Consider the following 17,007-nt stretch of genomic DNA (forward strand, 5'->3'; position numbering starts at 1 on the left):
AGCGCGGCGACACGGCGGCGCGGGCGTACGGAAGATCCGTGATCGTGGCTACGGTGTGCGGGTGGCGAAGGGGAGCGTGCGCGGCGGGCTGCTGCTCGGCCTCGCCGTGGTCGTCGCGCTCGCCGCGACCGGCGTGTGGAACCCGTTCCCCGGCCTCTGGGACTGGGTGGACCGCAGTGAACCCATCTCCGAGCCGGACGTGGTCTGGCAGCAACGGGTCGGCGGCACTCCGCGCAGCGTGACCATCGCCGGTGACGCCGTGGTGGTCGAGCAGCGCACCCGTGTCGAGGCCCGCAGCCTGGCCACCGGCGCCCAGCTCTGGGAGCGCAAGGCGGACTGGGCGGCGGTCGCCGGCGGAGACCGCGACCCGGTCGTGGCAGTGGGCAAGCTCCTGGTCAAGGGGTACGAACTGCTCGACCCGACGACCGGGGTGACCCGGCGACGTGACGATGACGCGGTGGCCGTCTGGACGTACCGCAACCTGCTCCTCGACGCCCGGTGCACGGAGGCCACCGACTGCACCCTGAGCGCCTGGGACCCGCGTGGCACCGCGCCGCTCTGGACGGCCTTCCTGCCCGGGGTGCACAGCGGCCTGCTCGCCGACAACCCCGGTCTGCGCGGCACCCGCCGGCTCACCGCCACCCGGATCGACGACGGCGTGGCCGGGGCGGAGGCCGCGCCACCGCTGCTCGGCTTCCCCGTCGACGGTCGGGTTCACGTGGTCGACACCGCCACCGGCCGGGTGTTGCAGAACGTCGAGCCCGCCCGGGACGAGCGGCTCTCAGTGGTGGGCGGCCGGCTGCTGCGGATCGCCGCCCGCTCCCAGGACGGCACCTGTTACTTCGCCATCTCCGCGCGGGACTCGGCGACCGGGCAGGAGGCGTGGCAGCGGGCCGGCGTCAACCTGCGCACCGCCGACTCCGCTGGCTGCGTGCAACGCGAGGACCCGCAGGGTGCGCGGAACGTGCTGATCGGCGTCGCTCCGGACGGCCGTGAGGCGGTCATCGACGGGTACGACGGCCGGCTGCTCTGGGTCGGTGAGCGGGGCACCAAGTTGATCGCGGTGGACGATCGTTCGGCGGTGTTCCGGGCCGCCGACAAGCGTTCGGTCATCGCACGTGAGCTGGGCACCGACAAGGTGCTCTGGACTCGACAGGCCAGCGGCAAGGCCGGGGCGGCGCTCACCCCGTACGCGGTGGTGGTGGCCGACGAGAAGCCGTCCCGGCTGGCGGCACTGGACCCGCGTACCGGCCGGGAGTTGGCCGCCCTGCGCACCTCGGCGAACGCCCTCGCTGTCGGATCGCAAGGCATGATCATTGGCGAGGGGCGGGAGATCGGGTACGTCCGCTTCGGCGCGTCCGGAAACTCGCCCGCCCGACCGCCCGGCGACGGCGGGAATCCCGGGCCGGGCAGTACGGGCCCCGGCGGGTCGAACAACGGCGACTGCGGGCCGAAGGGGGAACTCTGCCCCGACCCGGGCGGCGGCAAGGACGGCTGAGCGGGCCGTTCACCTGATGTTCCGGACGGTGGCCGGGCCCGGCACGCCTGGTAGATGAGAGCGGCGTCCCAGCACCCGCCCGGCGGGTGGGAGTGATCGACCGGTCTGCCCTAGGCTTGCCGCTCATGAGCAGTGCCGCCGCATTCTCGTACGCCCCTCTGCTGCCGACCGGCCCGGACCAGACGGACTACCGCCTGGTCACCGACGAGGGCGTGGACGTCGTACACGGCCCGGGAGGCCGTCGGTTCCTCACCGTGGAGCCGTCCGCGCTCACCGCGCTGACCGCCGAGGCGATGCACGACATCGCGCACTTCCTGCGCCCCGCGCACCTGGCGCAGCTGCGGGCGATCATCGACGACCCGGCGGCCTCGCCGAACGACCGGTTCGTCGCGCTGGATCTGCTGCGCAACGCCAACATCGCCGCCGGCGGTGTCCTGCCCATGTGCCAGGACACCGGCACCGCCATCGTGATGGGCAAACGCGGTCGGCACGTGCTGACCGACGGTGCCGACGCGGAGGCCATCTCCCGGGGCGTCTACCAGGCGTACACCAGGCTCAACCTGCGCTACTCCCAGCTCGCCCCACTGACCATGTGGGACGAGCGGAACACCGGCAGCAACCTGCCCGCCCAGGTGGACCTGTACGCCGAGGACCCGGACGGGCACCCCGACGCGTACAAGTTCCTGTTCATGGCCAAGGGCGGTGGCTCGGCCAACAAGTCGTACCTCTACCAGGAGACGAAGGCGCTGCTCAATCCCACGCGGATGATGCAGTTCCTGGAGGAGAAGCTGCGGCTGATCGGCACCGCCGCCTGCCCGCCGTACCACCTGGCCATCGTCATCGGCGGCACCTCCGCCGAGTACGCGCTGAAGACCGCGAAGTACGCCAGCGCCAAGTACCTCGACGCGCTGCCGACCGCGGGTTCGATGAGCGCCCACGGCTTCCGCGACCTGGAGCTGGAGGCGGAGGTGCTGGAGCTGACCCGCAACTTCGGCATCGGCGCGCAGTTCGGTGGGCGGTACTTCTGCCACGACGTACGGGTGGTCCGGTTGCCCCGGCACGGCGCGTCCTGCCCAGTGGCGATCGCCGTCTCCTGCTCGGCGGACCGCCAGGCCGTCGCCAAGATCACCCCGTCGGGCGTGTGGCTGGAGCGGCTCGAGACCGACCCGGCGCGGTTCCTGCCCGACGTCACCGACGAGTCGCTCGACGCCGAGCTGGTCGTCCGGGTCGACCTGAACCGGCCGATGGACGAGATCCGCGCCGAGCTGTCGAAGTACCCGGTGAAGACGCGCCTCTCGCTCTCCGGGCCGCTCGTGGTCGCCCGGGACATCGCGCACGCCAAGATCGCCGAGCGGTTGGACGCCGGTGAGCCGATGCCGCAGTACCTGCGTGACCACGCGGTCTACTACGCCGGCCCGGCGAAGACCCCCGAGGGGTACGCGTCCGGCTCGTTCGGCCCGACCACCGCCGGCCGGATGGACGCCTACGTGGAGAAGTTCCAGGCCGCCGGCGGCTCGCAGGTGATGCTGGCCAAGGGCAACCGTTCCGGTCAGGTGACCCGCTCCTGCCAGCAGCACGGCGGCTTCTACCTCGGCTCCATCGGTGGCCCCGCAGCCCGCCTCGCCCAGGACTGCATCAAGCACGTCGAGGTGCTCGAATACGCCGAGCTGGGCATGGAGGCGGTCTGGAAGATCGAGGTGGAGGACTTCCCCGCCTTCATCGTGGTCGACGACAAGGGAAACGACTTCTTCGCCGAGGTCACCAAGCCGGTGCTCACCGTCGGCCGCCGCTGACCCGACAGGCACGCGAACGGGCGTCGGGCGAACTCGCCCGGCGCCCGTTCTGTCGCCCGCGCTCTGCCGACATCGGTACGCCCGCCCCGCTGGGGTGGGACGGGCGCACCGCCCCCGTCGGATGCCGTCACCGACAACCCACAGTGAGTGTGCTGAGCACCGCTGTCGATCCACTCTCAGATCACTATCGCCTGACCGAGGCGATCTGTTACCACCGGACTACGCTGCTGGAAGTTGCACCACGAAGCGGGAGAGCAGATGCGGTTCGGGATCCTGGGGCCCCTGCGGGTAGGCGGTGGCGAGTCCACTGTCACCGCGGGACGCGACCGGATCGTGCTCGCCATGCTGCTGCTGCGGGCCGGCCGGCTCGTGCCGGTCGACGAGCTGATCGACGCGGTCTGGGAGGAGCGTCCGCCGGCCACCGCCCGGGCCCAGTTGCAGACCTGCGTGTCGCGGTTGCGCCGCCGGTTCGCCGAACTCGGCCTGGCACCGGACCTCATCGTCACCGACCCGGCCGGGTACGGCGTGCGTACCGGAACGACCGACCTGGACGCCGAGGTCTTCACCCGGGGCGTGGAGGCGGCCCGAGCCGCCGCCACTGCCGGTCGCCTCGTCGACGCCCGTGCCGAATTCCGCGCCGCCCTGGCGCTGTGGCGCGGGCCGGCGCTCGGCGGAATCCCGAGCGGGAGCGTCCGCCGTCGTGCACAGGCACTCGACGAGCAGCGCCTCACCGCCCTGGAGGAGTGCGTTGACGTCGAGCTGCGCCTCGGTCAGGCGGCCGAGCTCATTGAGGAACTCGCCGAGAGCGTTGACCGGCACCCGTTGCGGGAGCGGCTGCGCGGCCAACTGATGCTGGCGCTGTCCTCGGTCGGGCGGCAGGCCGACGCGCTCGCGGTCTACCGGGAGGGCCGGCGGTTCTACGCCGACGAGTTGGGCATCGAGCCGGGCGCCGGGTTGCAGGAGCTGCACCAGCGGGTGCTCGCCGGTGACCTGGCCCTGGCCGGCCGACCGGCCGGACCCGCTGGAGCGGTCCGCTCGCTGCCCCGGGCAATCGGTGACTTCGTCGGTCGGCAGGAGACCGTGGCCCGCCTGGTCAAGGAGATCGATGAGGACGGCACCCGCATCCAGCTCATCGACGGGATGGCCGGCAGCGGCAAGACAACGCTCGCGGTGCACGTCGCAACCGCCCTCGCCGACCGCTACCCGGACGCCCAGCTCTTCATCGACCTGCACGGGCACAGTGAGCGCCGCCCGCTGACACCGGCCACGGCCGTGGCCGCCCTGCTGCGCCAGCTCGGTGTGTCGGCGGAGCGGATACCGGAGAACATGGACGATCGGCTGGCGCTGTGGCGCACGGAGCTGGCTGGCCTGCGCGCCCTGGTGGTGCTGGACAACGCGGGCACCGCCGACCAGGTGGCACCGCTGCTGCCCAACGGCTCGCACTGCCTGGTGCTGATCACCAGTCGTCGCCGTCTGGTCGGGCTGGACGAGGGCCGCCCGTCGTCGCTGCCCGTACTCGACGCCGACGAGGCGATAGAGCTGCTTGGACGGGTGGCTGGCATGGAGCGGATCGCCGCCGAGCCGGAAGCCGCGGCCGAGGTGGCGCGCCGCTGCGGCCATCTACCGCTCGCCATCCGGCTGGCCGGCGCGCGGCTGGCGCACCGGCCTCGCTGGCAGGTCGCCGACCTTGCTGAGCGGCTGGTCGCCGGGGCTGGCCCGCTGGCCGAGCTGACCGCGGGGCAACGTTCGGTCGGGCAGGCGTTCGCCCTGTCGTACGCGCAGATCTCACCGTCGGCGCAGCGGCTGTTTCCGCTGCTCGGCCTGTATCCGAGCGGACGCCTGGACAGTCGGGTGGCCGCGGCCCTCGCCGGGCTGCCCCTGACCGACACCCAGGAACTGCTGGATGAGCTGGTCGACGCCCACCTGGTGGAGGAGGTGCAGCCCGGTCGGTACCGGTTACACGATCTGCTCCGGGAGTATGCCCGGCTGCTGCTCGCCGCGCCGGAATGGCAGCCGGAGCGCCGTGCCGCCCTCGAGCGGCTGCTGGACCATCACCTGTCCGTCACGTTGGCCATTGCCCGGATGCTCGAGGCGGCGGGCAGTCGCCGCAGTATCCCCGCGCACACGCCCGGCCGACCCGATCTGCTGGCCGCCCCGGTGTTCGAGGGGCGGGCGTGGTTCGAGGAGAACCACGCCGGTCTCACCGCACTGGTCCGGGTGGCCGAGGAGGAGGGCTTTCCGGTCCAGTGTTGGCAGTTGGCCCGGGCCTGCTGGCGGCTCAACTTCGACGGTGGGCACCTCGATGAGCTGATCGAGACCCACACGATCGGGCTTCGTGTCGCCGAGCGGCTGGGCGACGAGGCGGCCATAGCCACGATGTTGAACTACGTCTCCTCGGCGTACTTCCGACTGGCCCGGCTCCCGGAGGCGATCAGAGCGATGGAGTTGGCGCTCAGTTTGCGCCGCCGCATCGGGCTACGCGGCGACCTGCTCACCACGCTCTGGAACCTGGGCGTCTCGTACGCCGCGAACGGCGACCTTCGGCAGGCTGAGGTGAAGTTCGACGAGGCGTTCGGCCTGATCCGGGGTCCGGAGGACGCAGACGCGCTGACCAATCTGTTGAACAACCGGTCCTACACGTTGATCGGCTGGGGTCGGTACGACGAGGCGTTGCGTCTGGCTCGGCTGCACCTCCTGCTGGCCCGGCAGACGAGGGACCTCCGGCAGACCAACAACGCGATGGGGCATCTCGCCATGATCCGGCACCGGATGGGTGACCTGGGCCCGGCCCGCCGTCTGCTGCGCTCGGCGCTGTACCTCAAGCGGCTGGGCGGTAATCGGTTCGGCGAGGGCGAGGTGCTCAACGAGATCGCCGTGATGGAACGCGTCGCCGGACAGCCGGATCGTGCGGCCGCCCTGCACCGGGAAGCACTGGTGGCGATGGTGGACGCCGGCGACCGGATCGGTCAGTGCGCCTCCCGGAACCTGCTGGCCCGGGCGATGCTGGAGCAGGGTGATGCCGTCAGCGCGCTCGACCTGCACCGCCGGGTGCTCGCCGACGCCAGCCGGCTCGGTGCCCGCTACGAGAAGGCCCGGGCGTTGGAGGGCATCGCCCGCTGCGTACGCGCCACCGATCCGGCGGCCGCCCGCGCGCACCTGGAGCAGGCGCTGGCGCTGTTCCGGCAGGTCGAGTCGCCGGACCAGCACGAGGTGGAACGGCTGCTGACCGAGTTGGGCTGACGGATCATCTGCGAGTCGGCCACGGGCGCGGCAGGATGGTACGCGTGACGACTCCAGAGGCGACCGGTTACCGCATCGAACGCGACTCGATGGGCGAGGTGGAGGTGCCCGCCGAGGCGCTGTGGCGGGCGCAGACCCAGCGTGCCGTGCAGAATTTCCCGATTTCCGGCCGAGGGCTCGAACCGGCCCAGATCAAGGCCCTCGCCCAGATCAAGGGCGCGGCGGCCGAGGTCAACGGTGAGCTGGGCGTGATCGACGCCAACGTCGCCGCCGCCATCGCCGCCGCCGCCGCGCACGTGGCCGACGGTGGTTACGACGACCAGTTCCCGGTGGACGTGTTCCAGACCGGCTCGGGCACGTCGTCGAACATGAACACCAACGAGGTGATCGCCACCCTGGCCAGCCGTGAGCTGGGCTCAGCCGTGCACCCGAACGATCACGTCAACGCCTCCCAGTCGAGCAACGACGTCTTCCCGTCCTCGATCCACCTGGCGGCCACCCAGTTCATCGTGGAGGACCTGCTGCCGTCGCTGGCGCACCTGGCTGCCGCGTTGGAGGCCAAGGCCGCGGAGTTCGAGACGGTGGTCAAGGCCGGGCGTACGCACCTGATGGACGCCACGCCGGTCACCCTCGGTCAGGAGTTCGGCGGGTACGCCGCCCAGGTCCGCTACGGGATCGAACGGCTGGAGGGCGCGCTGCCCCGACTGGCCGAGCTGCCGCTGGGCGGCACCGCCGTGGGCACCGGAATCAACACACCGCTCGGCTTCGCCGCCGCCGTCATCGACAAGCTGCGCGAGTCGACCGGGTTGCCGCTGAGCGAGGCGCGTAACCACTTCGAGGCGCAGGGCGCGCGGGACGCGCTGGTGGAGACCTCGGGGCAGTTGCGGACCCTGGCGATCGGCCTCTACAAGATCGCCAACGACATCCGCTGGATGGGCTCCGGCCCCCGCGCCGGTCTGCGTGAGCTGCGCATCCCCGACCTCCAGCCCGGCTCGTCGATCATGCCGGGCAAGGTCAACCCGGTGGTCGCCGAGGCGATGCGGCAGGTCTGCGCCCAGGTGATCGGCAACGACGCCGCGGTCGGGTTCGCCGGCTCGCAGGGCGACTTCGAGCTGAACGTGATGCTCCCCGTGATGGGCCGCAACCTGTTGGAGTCGATCCGGCTGCTCTCCGCGGTGAGCCGGCTCTTCGCCGACCGGCTGGTGGTCGGCCTGGTCGCGGACGCCGAGGTCTGTCTGGCGTACGCCGAGGGCTCACCGTCGATCGTCACCCCACTCAACCGCTACCTGGGGTACGACGAGGCCGCGTCGATCGCCAAGGAGGCGCTGGCCAAGCAGACCTCGATCCGCGAGGTGGTGATCTCCCGGGGTCACGTCGACTCCGGCAAGCTCACCGAGACTCAGTTGGACGAGACGTTGGACCTGCTCCGGATGACCCACCCCTGACTCGTCCTGCCCTGCTCAGGGCAGGTGCCGTGGTCTCGCCCAGCCGAGGAAGCGGGTGAAGAGCGCGGCGGGGTCCGGGCCGTCGTGCGGGTTCAGGCGGTACAGGTCGGCAGCCGCCTCGTGCAGGACACTGCACAGGTAGACGCTCAACCCGATCCGGTCGTGCGCATACTCCCGGCGCAGGGTGAGCCGGGCGACCGGGCACGGCCAGGGCGCGGCGCAGACCCGGCAGAGCCAGAGCGGTCGCAGCGGCAGGTGCGGTCGAGGGACTGGGGTCGCGCTGTCGTCCAGGGCGGTCCGGGACATGGTGTTGCGGTCCTTTCGAGCTGACTCGTTTGTGGCATCACCCCGCGCCCCGGTGGGGGTGCCACCTCAAGATCGTGCTCGATCCAGGATGGAGTGGTATCCGCCCGTCAGGACCCCACTACTTCCACGATCGAGCACGATCTTGTGTGGTCGGTCAGGGCGGGCTGGGAGGTGGGACCGCCCGGCACGGGGGAGCGGGCGGTCCCGTGCGGCGCCGGCAGATCCCGGGGGACGGGGAGCGGTGCCGCGCTTCACAGTCTGGTGATCAGGCGACTACGGTCGGAAGGGTTTGGCCGCGTCGTCATAGTCGCCCTGTTTCGGGTGGCACCGCCGCTGGCGGCCGGCTGGAGATGATCGTCTGCGGGGTGGAGGGCGGGCACGGCATGGCCGATGGACAGATGACGGCGGCGGCGTTCCTGATCGCGGAGCTGCGCCGGGCGCGGGTCCGACGCGGCTGGAGTCAGGACGAGCTGGCCAAGGCGGTGAACTACTCGGCGTCGATGGTCAGCGCCGTCGAGTTGGGCCAGCAGCCGCCCACCGCCAAGTACCTGGAACTCGTCGACCGCGCACTGGAAACCGGCGGCCTCTTCGGCCGGATGTCCACCGAACTGGTCAGCCTGGACCGGGCACAGCCCTGGCTGCGCGGCTGGCGCGCGATCCTCGCGGAGGCGCGGGCGCTGCGATGGTTCGACCCGCTGCATGTCCCTGGGCTGCTGCAAACCGAAGGCTATGCCCGCGCCATCTTCGAGTCAGACCGACTGCTCGACGCCGACGAGGTCGAGCGTCGCCTGACGGATCGGATGGACAGCCAGCGAGTCCTCTACGAAGATCGCCCGCCGCATGTGGTCGCGGTGCTCGACGAGTCGGTGCTGAGGCGACGCGTCGGCGGTCGGAAGGTCATGTGCGAGCAGTCTCTGCACCTGGCGCGTTTGGCGACCGAGCATCCGCGGGTTCAGCTCCATGTGGTGCCTCGCTCGGCCGAGGAGTATCCCGGCCTGAACGGGCCATTCATCCTTGCCACCGTGGACGACCATAGCGATCTTGCCTACCTTGGTGGCCAGATCGGCGGTCAGGAACTCGATCGACCTGCGGATCTGTTGCGTCTACAACGGACCTGGGAAGCTACCCTCGGGCAGGCGTTGCCACCGCAGGAGTCGATCGAGTTGTTGAGGGAAGTGGCAGAGTCGTGGAGTTGACCCGAGCCCGATGGCGTAAGAGCAGCCGGAGTGGTTCCAACGACCAGTGCGTCGAGGTGGCGACGAATCTCGGGGACGTGGTCGGGGTGCGAGACAGCAAGGACTCGGACGGACCCGTGCTCGTTGTCGACGCGTACTCCTGGCGGCTCTTTGTGAGCGCGCCCCCGCGCTGACCCGACCGCCTCGCCCGCGACGGCGTTTTGGGTTCCGCGCACCTGGCCCGGTAAACGGCTCGACGAGGTCCTGAGCGGGACGGATGATCCGGGCTATGGGTGACGATGGCGCGGGTGTGCCGGCGGGGACCGAGCGGCTGCGGTTGCGGCGGCTGACCATGGCCGACGTGGACGCGCTGGTCGAGCTGGACAGCGACCCCGAGGTGATGCGCTTCCTCACCGGTGGCGTCGCGACCCCGCCGGCCACCGTGCGCGATGAGCAGTTGCCGAGGTTGCTGGCCCAGTACGACAGGTATCCCGGGCTGGGTCGGTGGGCGGCGCACGACCGGGAGTCCGGCGAGTTCCTGGGTTGGTTCGCGTTGGACCCGTCGGAGGACGGCACGGAGGCCGAGTTGGGCTACCGGTTGCGCCGCTCGACGTGGGGGCGAGGGCTGGCCACCGAGGGGTCGCGGGCGCTGGTCCGGTACGCCTTCGACACGGTCGGGCTGCGTCGGGTCTGGGCCGAGACGATGGCGGTCAACGAACGCTCCCGGCGGGTGATGGTGAAGGCCGGGCTGCACTACGTGCGGACCTTCCACCTCCAGTGGGACGACCCGATCCCGGGCACCGAGCAGGGCGAGGTGGAGTACGAGGTGCGGGCCGAGGAGTGGGCGACAGTCGGTCAGGAACGGCCGGCGGCTCGGCGGGCGCGGTAGGCGGTCACCGCCGCGCGGTTGCCGCAGCCGGCCTCGCAGAACCGCCGGGACCGGTTGCGGGACAGGTCGACGACCACGTTGTCGCAGTCCGGGTATTCGCAGATCCGCAGCCGGCTCAGCTCGCCGGTACGGACCAGGTCGGCCATCGCCATGGCGGCCTCCACGGCGATCCGGGTGGCCAGCGGCGCGTCGCGGGGCACGGCGTGCAGGTGGTACGGCTCGTCGTCGTGCTCGATGAGCTGGGGGAGCGCCTTGTGCTCCAGCAGCAGGCCGTTGACCACCGCGACGATCTCGGGTGGCTCGGCGTACCAGATGCGGCGCAGTTGGGGCCGCAGGTCCCGGACCGCCCGCAGTTCGGCGTCGGTGTGCTCGTGCCGGCCGCTGTAGGAGTAGCGGACGAAGAACGCGTCCAGCGCCGCGATGTCGGGCAGTAATTCACCGTCCCGACCCGCGGTGTTGACCAGCGCCGCGGCGGCGATCAGCGAACACTCGGTGTCATGAGCGAATAGCAACTTGACTCCTGTCATGGCTTCCGCCTAGCGTCATCAGCACGAGGATAGTTTGCTCATGACATGGTGCCCATCCCGAGGAGCGCGACATGCACTCACGACCTGCTGCCGGCGTCGGGTTGGCGCTGCTCTCCGCAGTCACCTTCGCCACCTCCGGAACCTTCGCACGGTCGCTCATCGACGCCGGCTGGTCGGCCGAAGCCGCGGTGATCGCCCGCGTCGGCGTGGCCGCCCTGGTGCTGGCGATCCCGGCCCTGCTGTCGCTGCGAGGCAAATGGGACGTGCTGCGGAGCAACGCCACCTCCATCGGGTTGTTCGGGCTCCTCGGAGTGGCGCTGGCCCAGGTGTGCTTCTTCAACGCCGTGCGCTACCTGCCCGTCGGTGTCGCGCTGCTGCTGGAATACCTGGGCATCATCCTCGTCGTGGTCTGGATGTGGCTACGGCACGGGCAGCCGCCCCGCCGACTCACCGTCGCCGGGTCGGTGGCCGCACTGGCCGGGTTGGCGTTCGTACTCGACCTCGCCGGCACCGCCGACTTCCACCCGGTGGGCGTGCTCTGGGGGTTGGGCGCGGCGTTCGGCCTGGCCGGATACTTCGTGCTCGCCGGCCGGGTCGACCCCCGGCTGCCCTCGGTCGCCATGGCCAGCGGCGGAATGGCCGTCGGCGCCGCCGTGCTGCTCCTCATCGGGCTGACCGGCCTGCTGCCGCTGCACGCCACCTTCGGCGAGGTCACCTTCGCCGGGCAGCCCACCAGCTGGTTGGTGCCCATCGCCGGGCTGTCGCTGGTGGCCGCCGTCATCGCGTACCTCGCCGGGATCGCCGGCACCCGGATCCTCGGCCCCCGCCTGTCGTCGTTCGTCGGACTGACCGAGGTGCTCTTCGCGGTGCTGATCGCCTGGCTCTTCCTGAACGAGCTGCCCACCGGCTGGCAGTTGTTCGGCGGCGCGCTGATCGTCGCCGGAGTCGCCCTGGTACGCCTCGACGAGTTGCGAGGGTCGCCCGCGACGCCCGCGCCGGTCACACCCGAGCCCGAACTGGCGCTCGACGGGCGGTGAGGTTCGGCGGTCCTACTCCTGATGGTCGGCGCTTGTCGGCGGGCGGTGAGTTCGACGGTCGGTGAAAGAGTGGGCGTCGTGCTGACCACTGTGGTGTTCGATGCTGACGAGACGCTGCTGGACCTGCGTCCGGCGGTCACGGGCGGGCTGATGGCCGTCCTCGACGAGATGCGGCGACGCACATCGGCGGCGGCCGGGGTGACGCTCGCCGACCTGGAGTCGGACTGGCGCGCGGTCTTCGGCGAACTGAGCGCCCCGGTGACGGAGATCCGGCGCGCCGCACTGGCACGGTCGCTGGCCCGCGCCGCGCTGGTCTACCACCTGGACGAGATCGCCGACCTCTTCTTCGCCCAGCGCTTCGCTCTCACCCGACCGTTTCCCGACGTACCGCCAGCGCTGGCCACGCTGCGCCGCCAGTACACGCTGGGCTTCGCCACCAACGGCAACAGCCGCGCCGAACGGTGTGGGCTCGATGGCGAGTTCGCCTTCGAGTTGTACGCGCACGAGAACGGCCTGCCCAAGAAGCCGGCCCCGGAGTTCTACGCCGCTGTCGTCGCGGCGGCCAGGGTGCCAGCCGGGCAGATCGTGTACGTCGGCGACTCGTGGGAGCACGACGTGGTGGCGCCTCAGCGGGCCGGCCTGCGGTCGGTGTGGCTGAACCGGCTCGGCCTGCCCCGCCCACCCGGCTGCACGCCCGACGCCGAGGTCTCCAGCATGGCCGATCTGCCGGCCGCACTGGCGAGATTCACTGCCATAACGGGCGCTCAACTGGCGTAATCCGAAACGATGTTGTGTGATGGCTGCCACGTCCCTCAACGAGAGGATCCGATGTGGTGAGCAAGCGCTTCACCGCCCGCACGGTCGCGACCGCGGCAGTGCTGGCACTTACGGCTACGGGGTTGGGTGTACCGGCCAACGCCGCGCCGAGCGACTCCCGCACCTTCACCGTCGTCGCCGAGGATGGCGTCGCCGCCGACACGGCCATCGCCGCGATCCGGGCAGCTGGCGGCACTGTCGTGTCCCGGTCCGACGAGGTCGGGATGTTCCAGGTCAGCAGCGACCGGGCCGACTTCGCGACCAGGGCGACCGCCGCGCCGACGCTTATCGGCGCCGCCGAGCAGAAGGCCATCGGCCGCAAGCCGAAGCTGGACCGGGTCGAGCAGGAGCACCTGACGGCCGGTGCCCGTGCCGGTGCTGCCGGTGCTGCCAAGAAGGGCGCCAAGCTCGATCCGCTCGATGACAAGCTGTGGGGTCTGGAGATGATCCAGGCCGATAAGGCCCGCAAGATCGAGCCGGGCGACCGTCGGGTGACCGTCGGCGTACTGGACACCGGCGTCGACGCCAGCAACCCGGACATCGCGCCGAACTTCAACTGGTCGCTGTCGCGCAACTTCGCGCCCGACCTGACCGACGTGGACGGCCCCTGCGAGGTGTCGAGCTGCCTCGACCCGGTCGGCACCGACGACGGCGGGCACGGCACCCACGTGGCCGGCACCATCGGCGCCGCGGCCAACGGCTTCGGCCTCTCCGGCGTCGCCCCGAACGTCTCGCTGGTCGAGCTCAAGGGCGGCCAGGACTCCGGCTACTTCTTCCTCGACCCGGTGGTCAACGCGCTGGTCTACGCCGGCCGGTCCGGCATCGACGTGGTCAACATGTCGTTCTACGTCGACCCGTGGCTCTACAACTGCACCGCCAACCCGGCCGACTCGCCCGAGGACCAGGCCGAGCAGCGGGCCATCATCAAGGCGATGAAGCGGGCGCTGATCTTCGCGCACAACAAGGGCGTCACCCTCGTCGGTGCGCTCGGCAACAACAACGAGGACCTGGGCGCGCCGCGTACCGACGTCACCAGCCCCGACTACGGCGCCGCCCCGTACCCGCGACCGATCGACAACGAGAGCTGCTGGGACCTGCCCACCGAGGGCCCGCACGTGATCGGTGTTTCGTCGGTCGGCCCGTCCGGCAAGAAGTCGGACTTCTCCAACTACGGCACTGAGCAGATCTCGGTCGCCGCGCCGGGTGGTTGGTTCCGGGACGGCTTCGGCACCGACACCTTCCGTACCGACGCCAACATGATCCTCTCCTCGTACCCGAAGCACGTGCTTCAGGAGGAGGAGTCGGTCGACGCCGACGGCAACATCGTCGCCGGCTTCGAGAACTCGGTCTTCAAGCAGTGCAAGGCCAACGGTGAGTGCGGCTACTACACGTACCTCCAGGGCACCTCGATGGCGTCCCCGCACGCCGCCGGTGTCGCCGCGCTGATCGTCAGCCGGTACGGCAAGGCGCAGGGTCGGACTGGCTTCGGCATGTCGCCGGACCAGGTCGAGCAGCACCTCTACCGCACGGCCGCCGAGCACGCCTGCCCGGAGCCGCGCCTTCAGCAGTACCGCAACGAGGGCCGGGACGAGACCTACGACGCGTACTGCGCCGGTGGGGTCAACTTCAACGGCTTCTACGGCTACGGGATCGTCGACGCCTACGCGGCGGTGAAGACCCCGCTCAAGCCGAACGCCCGCCCGTAACGCACATCGCACTGCGGTGGCGGCCCAACCGCCACCGTCCCCCGGGGCCCGGTCGACACGTCGTCGACCGGGCCCCGGGTCGTCTGGGCCTGTTGTCACCGGCCGTCGCCCGACGCCCGACGCCCAGCGCCGTCGCCCGACGCGCGGCCATGATCGACTCGGTTTCCTTGAAGGCGCGGTGTTGGCGCCTGAAGGATGGCGCGGTTTCCAGGAACCCGAGTTGATCCTGGTCATCTGGGCGATCCCTGTCGCCAGCCACGGCTGGCCAGCGCGTCGCGTACCTCTCGAAGCACCGCCGGAAACTCGCCGTGCAGCCGTCGGCTGGTCACGTGCAGGACCAGCCAACCCGCGGCGACCAGCTGATTCAGCCGACGGCGATCGCGGTGCAGTTGCTCCGGGTCGGAGTGCCACTTCCCGTCGTATTCGACCGCTACCCGGTACTGCGGCCAGGCCAGATCGGGGTGCAGAACAACGCCGGTGGGCAGGCGTACCGGATGTTGAACCGCTGGGCGCGGCAGCCCACCCAGCACCAACCGCACGCGCAGCTGTGACTCCGGCGGAGACTCGGCTCCGCCGTCGGCCAGGTCGAACACCCAACGTGCTCGTCGCCCACCGGGCCGGTCAGCATTGCGGGCAGCCATGGCGGTCAGGGTGTCGCGTTCGGCCAGCCCCTGCCCGAGCAGCGAGTCGACTATGGCGACCGCCCGGACCGGGTCGAGCCAGACCGCCGTCTCCCAGGCGGCCCGCCCGGGGTCGGATCGGGCGATTGGGAAGTCCCGCCCCATGGTCCTGGGCGTGCTCGCCGCCGCCCACCCATCGCCCCTACCGGCCGCCACCATGCCCCCTGCTCCGACGGACACGGTGGCCGGGCGGGACAGGTGCCGTGCTGGGCGTGGCGACAATCCCCCGGCAGGTGGGCGGCCTACTCCCGTAGGTCGCCCTGCATCACGTGGACGTTCTGCGCTCGGCGGTCGTTCTGCGTCCGGCGGTCGGCCTGCACCTGGGAGTCGGCCTGCGTTTGGCGGTCGACTCATGGCTGATTGGCGGCCTGCGTCTGGTGGCCGGCCTGCGTCTGATGGTCGTCTCGTGCCTGCCGGTCGTCGTGTGGTTGGCGCGGCCAGCTCAGCGCTCTCACTCGCCATCAGCGGGATGATGGCGTTGACGTGCACGCGGAGGCCGCGCTGTGGGCCGATCCGCAGCGGTCGGGGCACGAGGACGTGCACATCGTCGGTGAAGCTCGCGGCATGTTGGACGCCGTGCAGGTAGGCGGCCGACGGACCGCCGACCACCACTCCGGGTGGGAGCCGGAGGAGGGCGGCGCGACACGCGAGGGCGTGGTCCCGGTCCAGCCGCGAATCGGCGTAGATGTCGTGGCGCAACCGCACCCAGGCGGAGTTGCGCAGCTGATGTTCGGTGAGCAGGCCGTCCCGGACAGCGTCGGAGCCGCGGAAGACCTGCCAGGCCAGGGCATCGGGGCGATGCGGACGTGGGGGCATGTCGAGCAGCGTGCCGACCGCCGACCGGCCACCGAAACCCCTGTGGACAACCCGGCCCGCGCGTGCCGCCGGACCTGTGGACAACCACGAATCCGCCTGTCGATCGTGCTATGGCACCGGCGGAGTGGCCGACCAATCAGGCATTCGGGCCGCCGATGTGCCGTGATCCACTCGCGTTCCTGGAAGTCGGGCGGTCGCCGGCTCTGGGACACCGCGACTTCCGTGAACCCGAGTTGATCAAGCCACGGGAGCGGGCGGTGGGCGGCGGCGAGGGGGCCCGGGGGTGAGGTGGGTCGGCGCTCGGGGTCAGCTGAGGGCGGTGGCGATGGCCCGGGCGGCGGCCAGCACCTGCGGGCCGATGGTGTCGACGTCCAGTGGGGCGAGCGCGACCACGCCGACGCTGGCCTCCAGGCCGGGTACGCCGAGCACCGGTGCGGCCACCCCGTACGCCCCGGCCTGCAACTCTCCACTGCTGCTCACCGGCTCCGCCACCCCGGCTCGGCCGGCCAGGATCGCCCGGCCCGCCGCTCCCCGGTCCAGTGGATGCCGTGCCCCGGCCCGGTACGCGACGTGGAACGACGTCCAGCTCGGCTCGACGACGGCCAGGGCGACGCCCTCTCCACCTTCGACGACGGTCAGATGCGCGGTCGCGCCGGCCTGTTCGGCGAGGCGGCGTAGCGCGGGCAGCGCGCCCTCGGCGAGCAGCGGCTGGGCACGTCGGGCCAGGTGCAGCAACCCGGCTCCGAGGCGCAGCCGACCGTCTCCGTCGCGGCGCAGCATGCCGTGGCCGGTCAGCGCACTGACCAGTCGGTAGACGGCGGCCCGGCCGACGCCGAGCCGATTCGCGGCCTCGGTGACGGTCAGACCGCCAGGGGCGTCGGCGACCAGGTGCAGCAGCCGCAACCCCCGGTCCAGCGTCTGCGACGTCTCCCCGCCCCGCCCGGCAACCGCGTCGGTCCGTCCCGCGCCAATCTCGGCCGGCCCGGAGGCCGCGTCGGCCGAGCCGGAGGCCCGCCCGAAGGCCGCGTCGGCTCGCCCTCCACCTGCGTCGGCCGAGCCGAAGGCCGCATCGATCGGCC

The 17,007-nt window shown here is 71.2% G+C and carries 14 protein-coding genes; 10 read left to right on the forward strand and 4 right to left on the reverse strand.

Annotated elements, in window-relative coordinates; all coding sequences use genetic code 11:
• Positions 1–55: 55 nt before the first annotated feature.
• The 4 genes from OH804_RS30025 to OH804_RS30040 all read left to right on the forward strand — a co-directional run bounded on the left by OH804_RS30025 (position 56) and on the right by OH804_RS30040 (position 7,976).
• Positions 56–1,498: a PQQ-binding-like beta-propeller repeat protein gene (locus OH804_RS30025; RefSeq protein WP_372432940.1), complete on the forward strand. Its 1,443-nt coding sequence runs from the start codon at positions 56–58 to the stop codon at positions 1,496–1,498.
• A gap of 125 nt (positions 1,499–1,623) precedes the next feature.
• The gene (locus OH804_RS30030) at positions 1,624–3,291 is read left to right on the forward strand and encodes a fumarate hydratase (protein ID WP_196920064.1); all 1,668 of its coding nucleotides are present in this window, start codon (positions 1,624–1,626) and stop codon (positions 3,289–3,291) included.
• Positions 3,292–3,549: 258 nt separating this feature from the next.
• On the forward strand, positions 3,550–6,531 hold the full coding sequence (locus OH804_RS30035; protein WP_196920063.1) for an AfsR/SARP family transcriptional regulator: 2,982 nt from the start codon (positions 3,550–3,552) through the stop codon (positions 6,529–6,531).
• Positions 6,532–6,566: 35 nt separating this feature from the next.
• Entirely contained in the window at positions 6,567–7,976 is a 1,410-nt protein-coding gene (locus OH804_RS30040; RefSeq protein WP_196920062.1) for a class II fumarate hydratase, read from the forward strand.
• Positions 7,977–7,991: 15 nt separating this feature from the next.
• On the opposite strand, the gene OH804_RS30045 is transcribed toward OH804_RS30040, so the two are convergent.
• Positions 7,992–8,282, reverse strand: coding sequence for a hypothetical protein (locus tag OH804_RS30045; RefSeq protein WP_196920061.1), 291 nt, complete (start codon positions 8,280–8,282; stop codon positions 7,992–7,994).
• 383 nt (positions 8,283–8,665) lie between these two features.
• Between OH804_RS30045 and OH804_RS30050 the strand changes: the two genes are divergently transcribed.
• The 3 genes from OH804_RS30050 (at position 8,666) to OH804_RS30060 (ending at position 10,346) form a co-directional block, all read left to right on the forward strand.
• A complete protein-coding gene (locus OH804_RS30050) occupies positions 8,666–9,478 on the forward strand; it encodes a helix-turn-helix transcriptional regulator (RefSeq protein ID WP_196924677.1) in 813 nt (270 codons plus the stop codon).
• A complete protein-coding gene (locus OH804_RS30055) occupies positions 9,469–9,651 on the forward strand; it encodes a DUF397 domain-containing protein (protein WP_406060979.1) in 183 nt (60 codons plus the stop codon). The genes OH804_RS30050 and OH804_RS30055 overlap by 10 nt, the downstream gene beginning before the upstream one ends.
• Before the next feature lie 95 nt (positions 9,652–9,746).
• Complete coding sequence (locus OH804_RS30060; RefSeq protein WP_406060981.1) at positions 9,747–10,346, forward strand: GNAT family N-acetyltransferase; 600 nt, start codon at positions 9,747–9,749, stop codon at positions 10,344–10,346.
• Here OH804_RS30060 and OH804_RS30065 read toward each other — a convergent pair.
• Positions 10,313–10,873, reverse strand: coding sequence for a CGNR zinc finger domain-containing protein (locus OH804_RS30065; RefSeq protein ID WP_406060983.1), 561 nt, complete (start codon positions 10,871–10,873; stop codon positions 10,313–10,315). The two genes, OH804_RS30060 and OH804_RS30065, sit on opposite strands and share 34 nt — an antisense overlap.
• A 71-nt stretch (positions 10,874–10,944) precedes the next feature.
• Here OH804_RS30065 and OH804_RS30070 point away from each other — a divergent pair, with 71 nt between their 5' ends.
• The 3 genes from OH804_RS30070 (at position 10,945) to OH804_RS30080 (ending at position 14,432) form a co-directional block, all read left to right on the forward strand.
• Positions 10,945–11,910 (forward strand): EamA family transporter, encoded by a 966-nt coding sequence (locus OH804_RS30070; protein WP_406060985.1) that lies wholly within the window; start codon positions 10,945–10,947, stop codon positions 11,908–11,910.
• Positions 11,911–11,988: 78 nt separating this feature from the next.
• Positions 11,989–12,687, forward strand: coding sequence for an HAD family hydrolase (locus OH804_RS30075; RefSeq protein WP_406066728.1), 699 nt, complete (start codon positions 11,989–11,991; stop codon positions 12,685–12,687).
• Positions 12,688–12,743: 56 nt separating this feature from the next.
• Positions 12,744–14,432 (forward strand): S8 family serine peptidase, encoded by a 1,689-nt coding sequence (locus tag OH804_RS30080; RefSeq protein ID WP_196920056.1) that lies wholly within the window; start codon positions 12,744–12,746, stop codon positions 14,430–14,432.
• Positions 14,433–14,662: 230 nt separating this feature from the next.
• On the opposite strand, the gene OH804_RS30085 is transcribed toward OH804_RS30080, so the two are convergent.
• Together OH804_RS30085 and OH804_RS30090 are read right to left on the reverse strand one after the other, a co-directional pair.
• Positions 14,663–15,217 carry an endonuclease domain-containing protein gene (locus OH804_RS30085; RefSeq protein WP_406060987.1) on the reverse strand — a complete coding sequence of 185 codons (555 nt, stop codon included), beginning with the start codon at positions 15,215–15,217 and terminating at the stop codon, positions 14,663–14,665.
• A 1,017-nt stretch (positions 15,218–16,234) separates the two neighbouring features.
• Entirely contained in the window at positions 16,235–16,900 is a 666-nt protein-coding gene (locus OH804_RS30090) for an IclR family transcriptional regulator (RefSeq protein ID WP_406066730.1), read from the reverse strand.
• Positions 16,901–17,007: the final 107 nt, after the last annotated feature.

The organism is Micromonospora sp. NBC_00860, from assembly GCF_045207375.1.
Taxonomy (GTDB): Bacteria; Actinomycetota; Actinomycetes; order Mycobacteriales; family Micromonosporaceae; genus Micromonospora; species Micromonospora vinacea.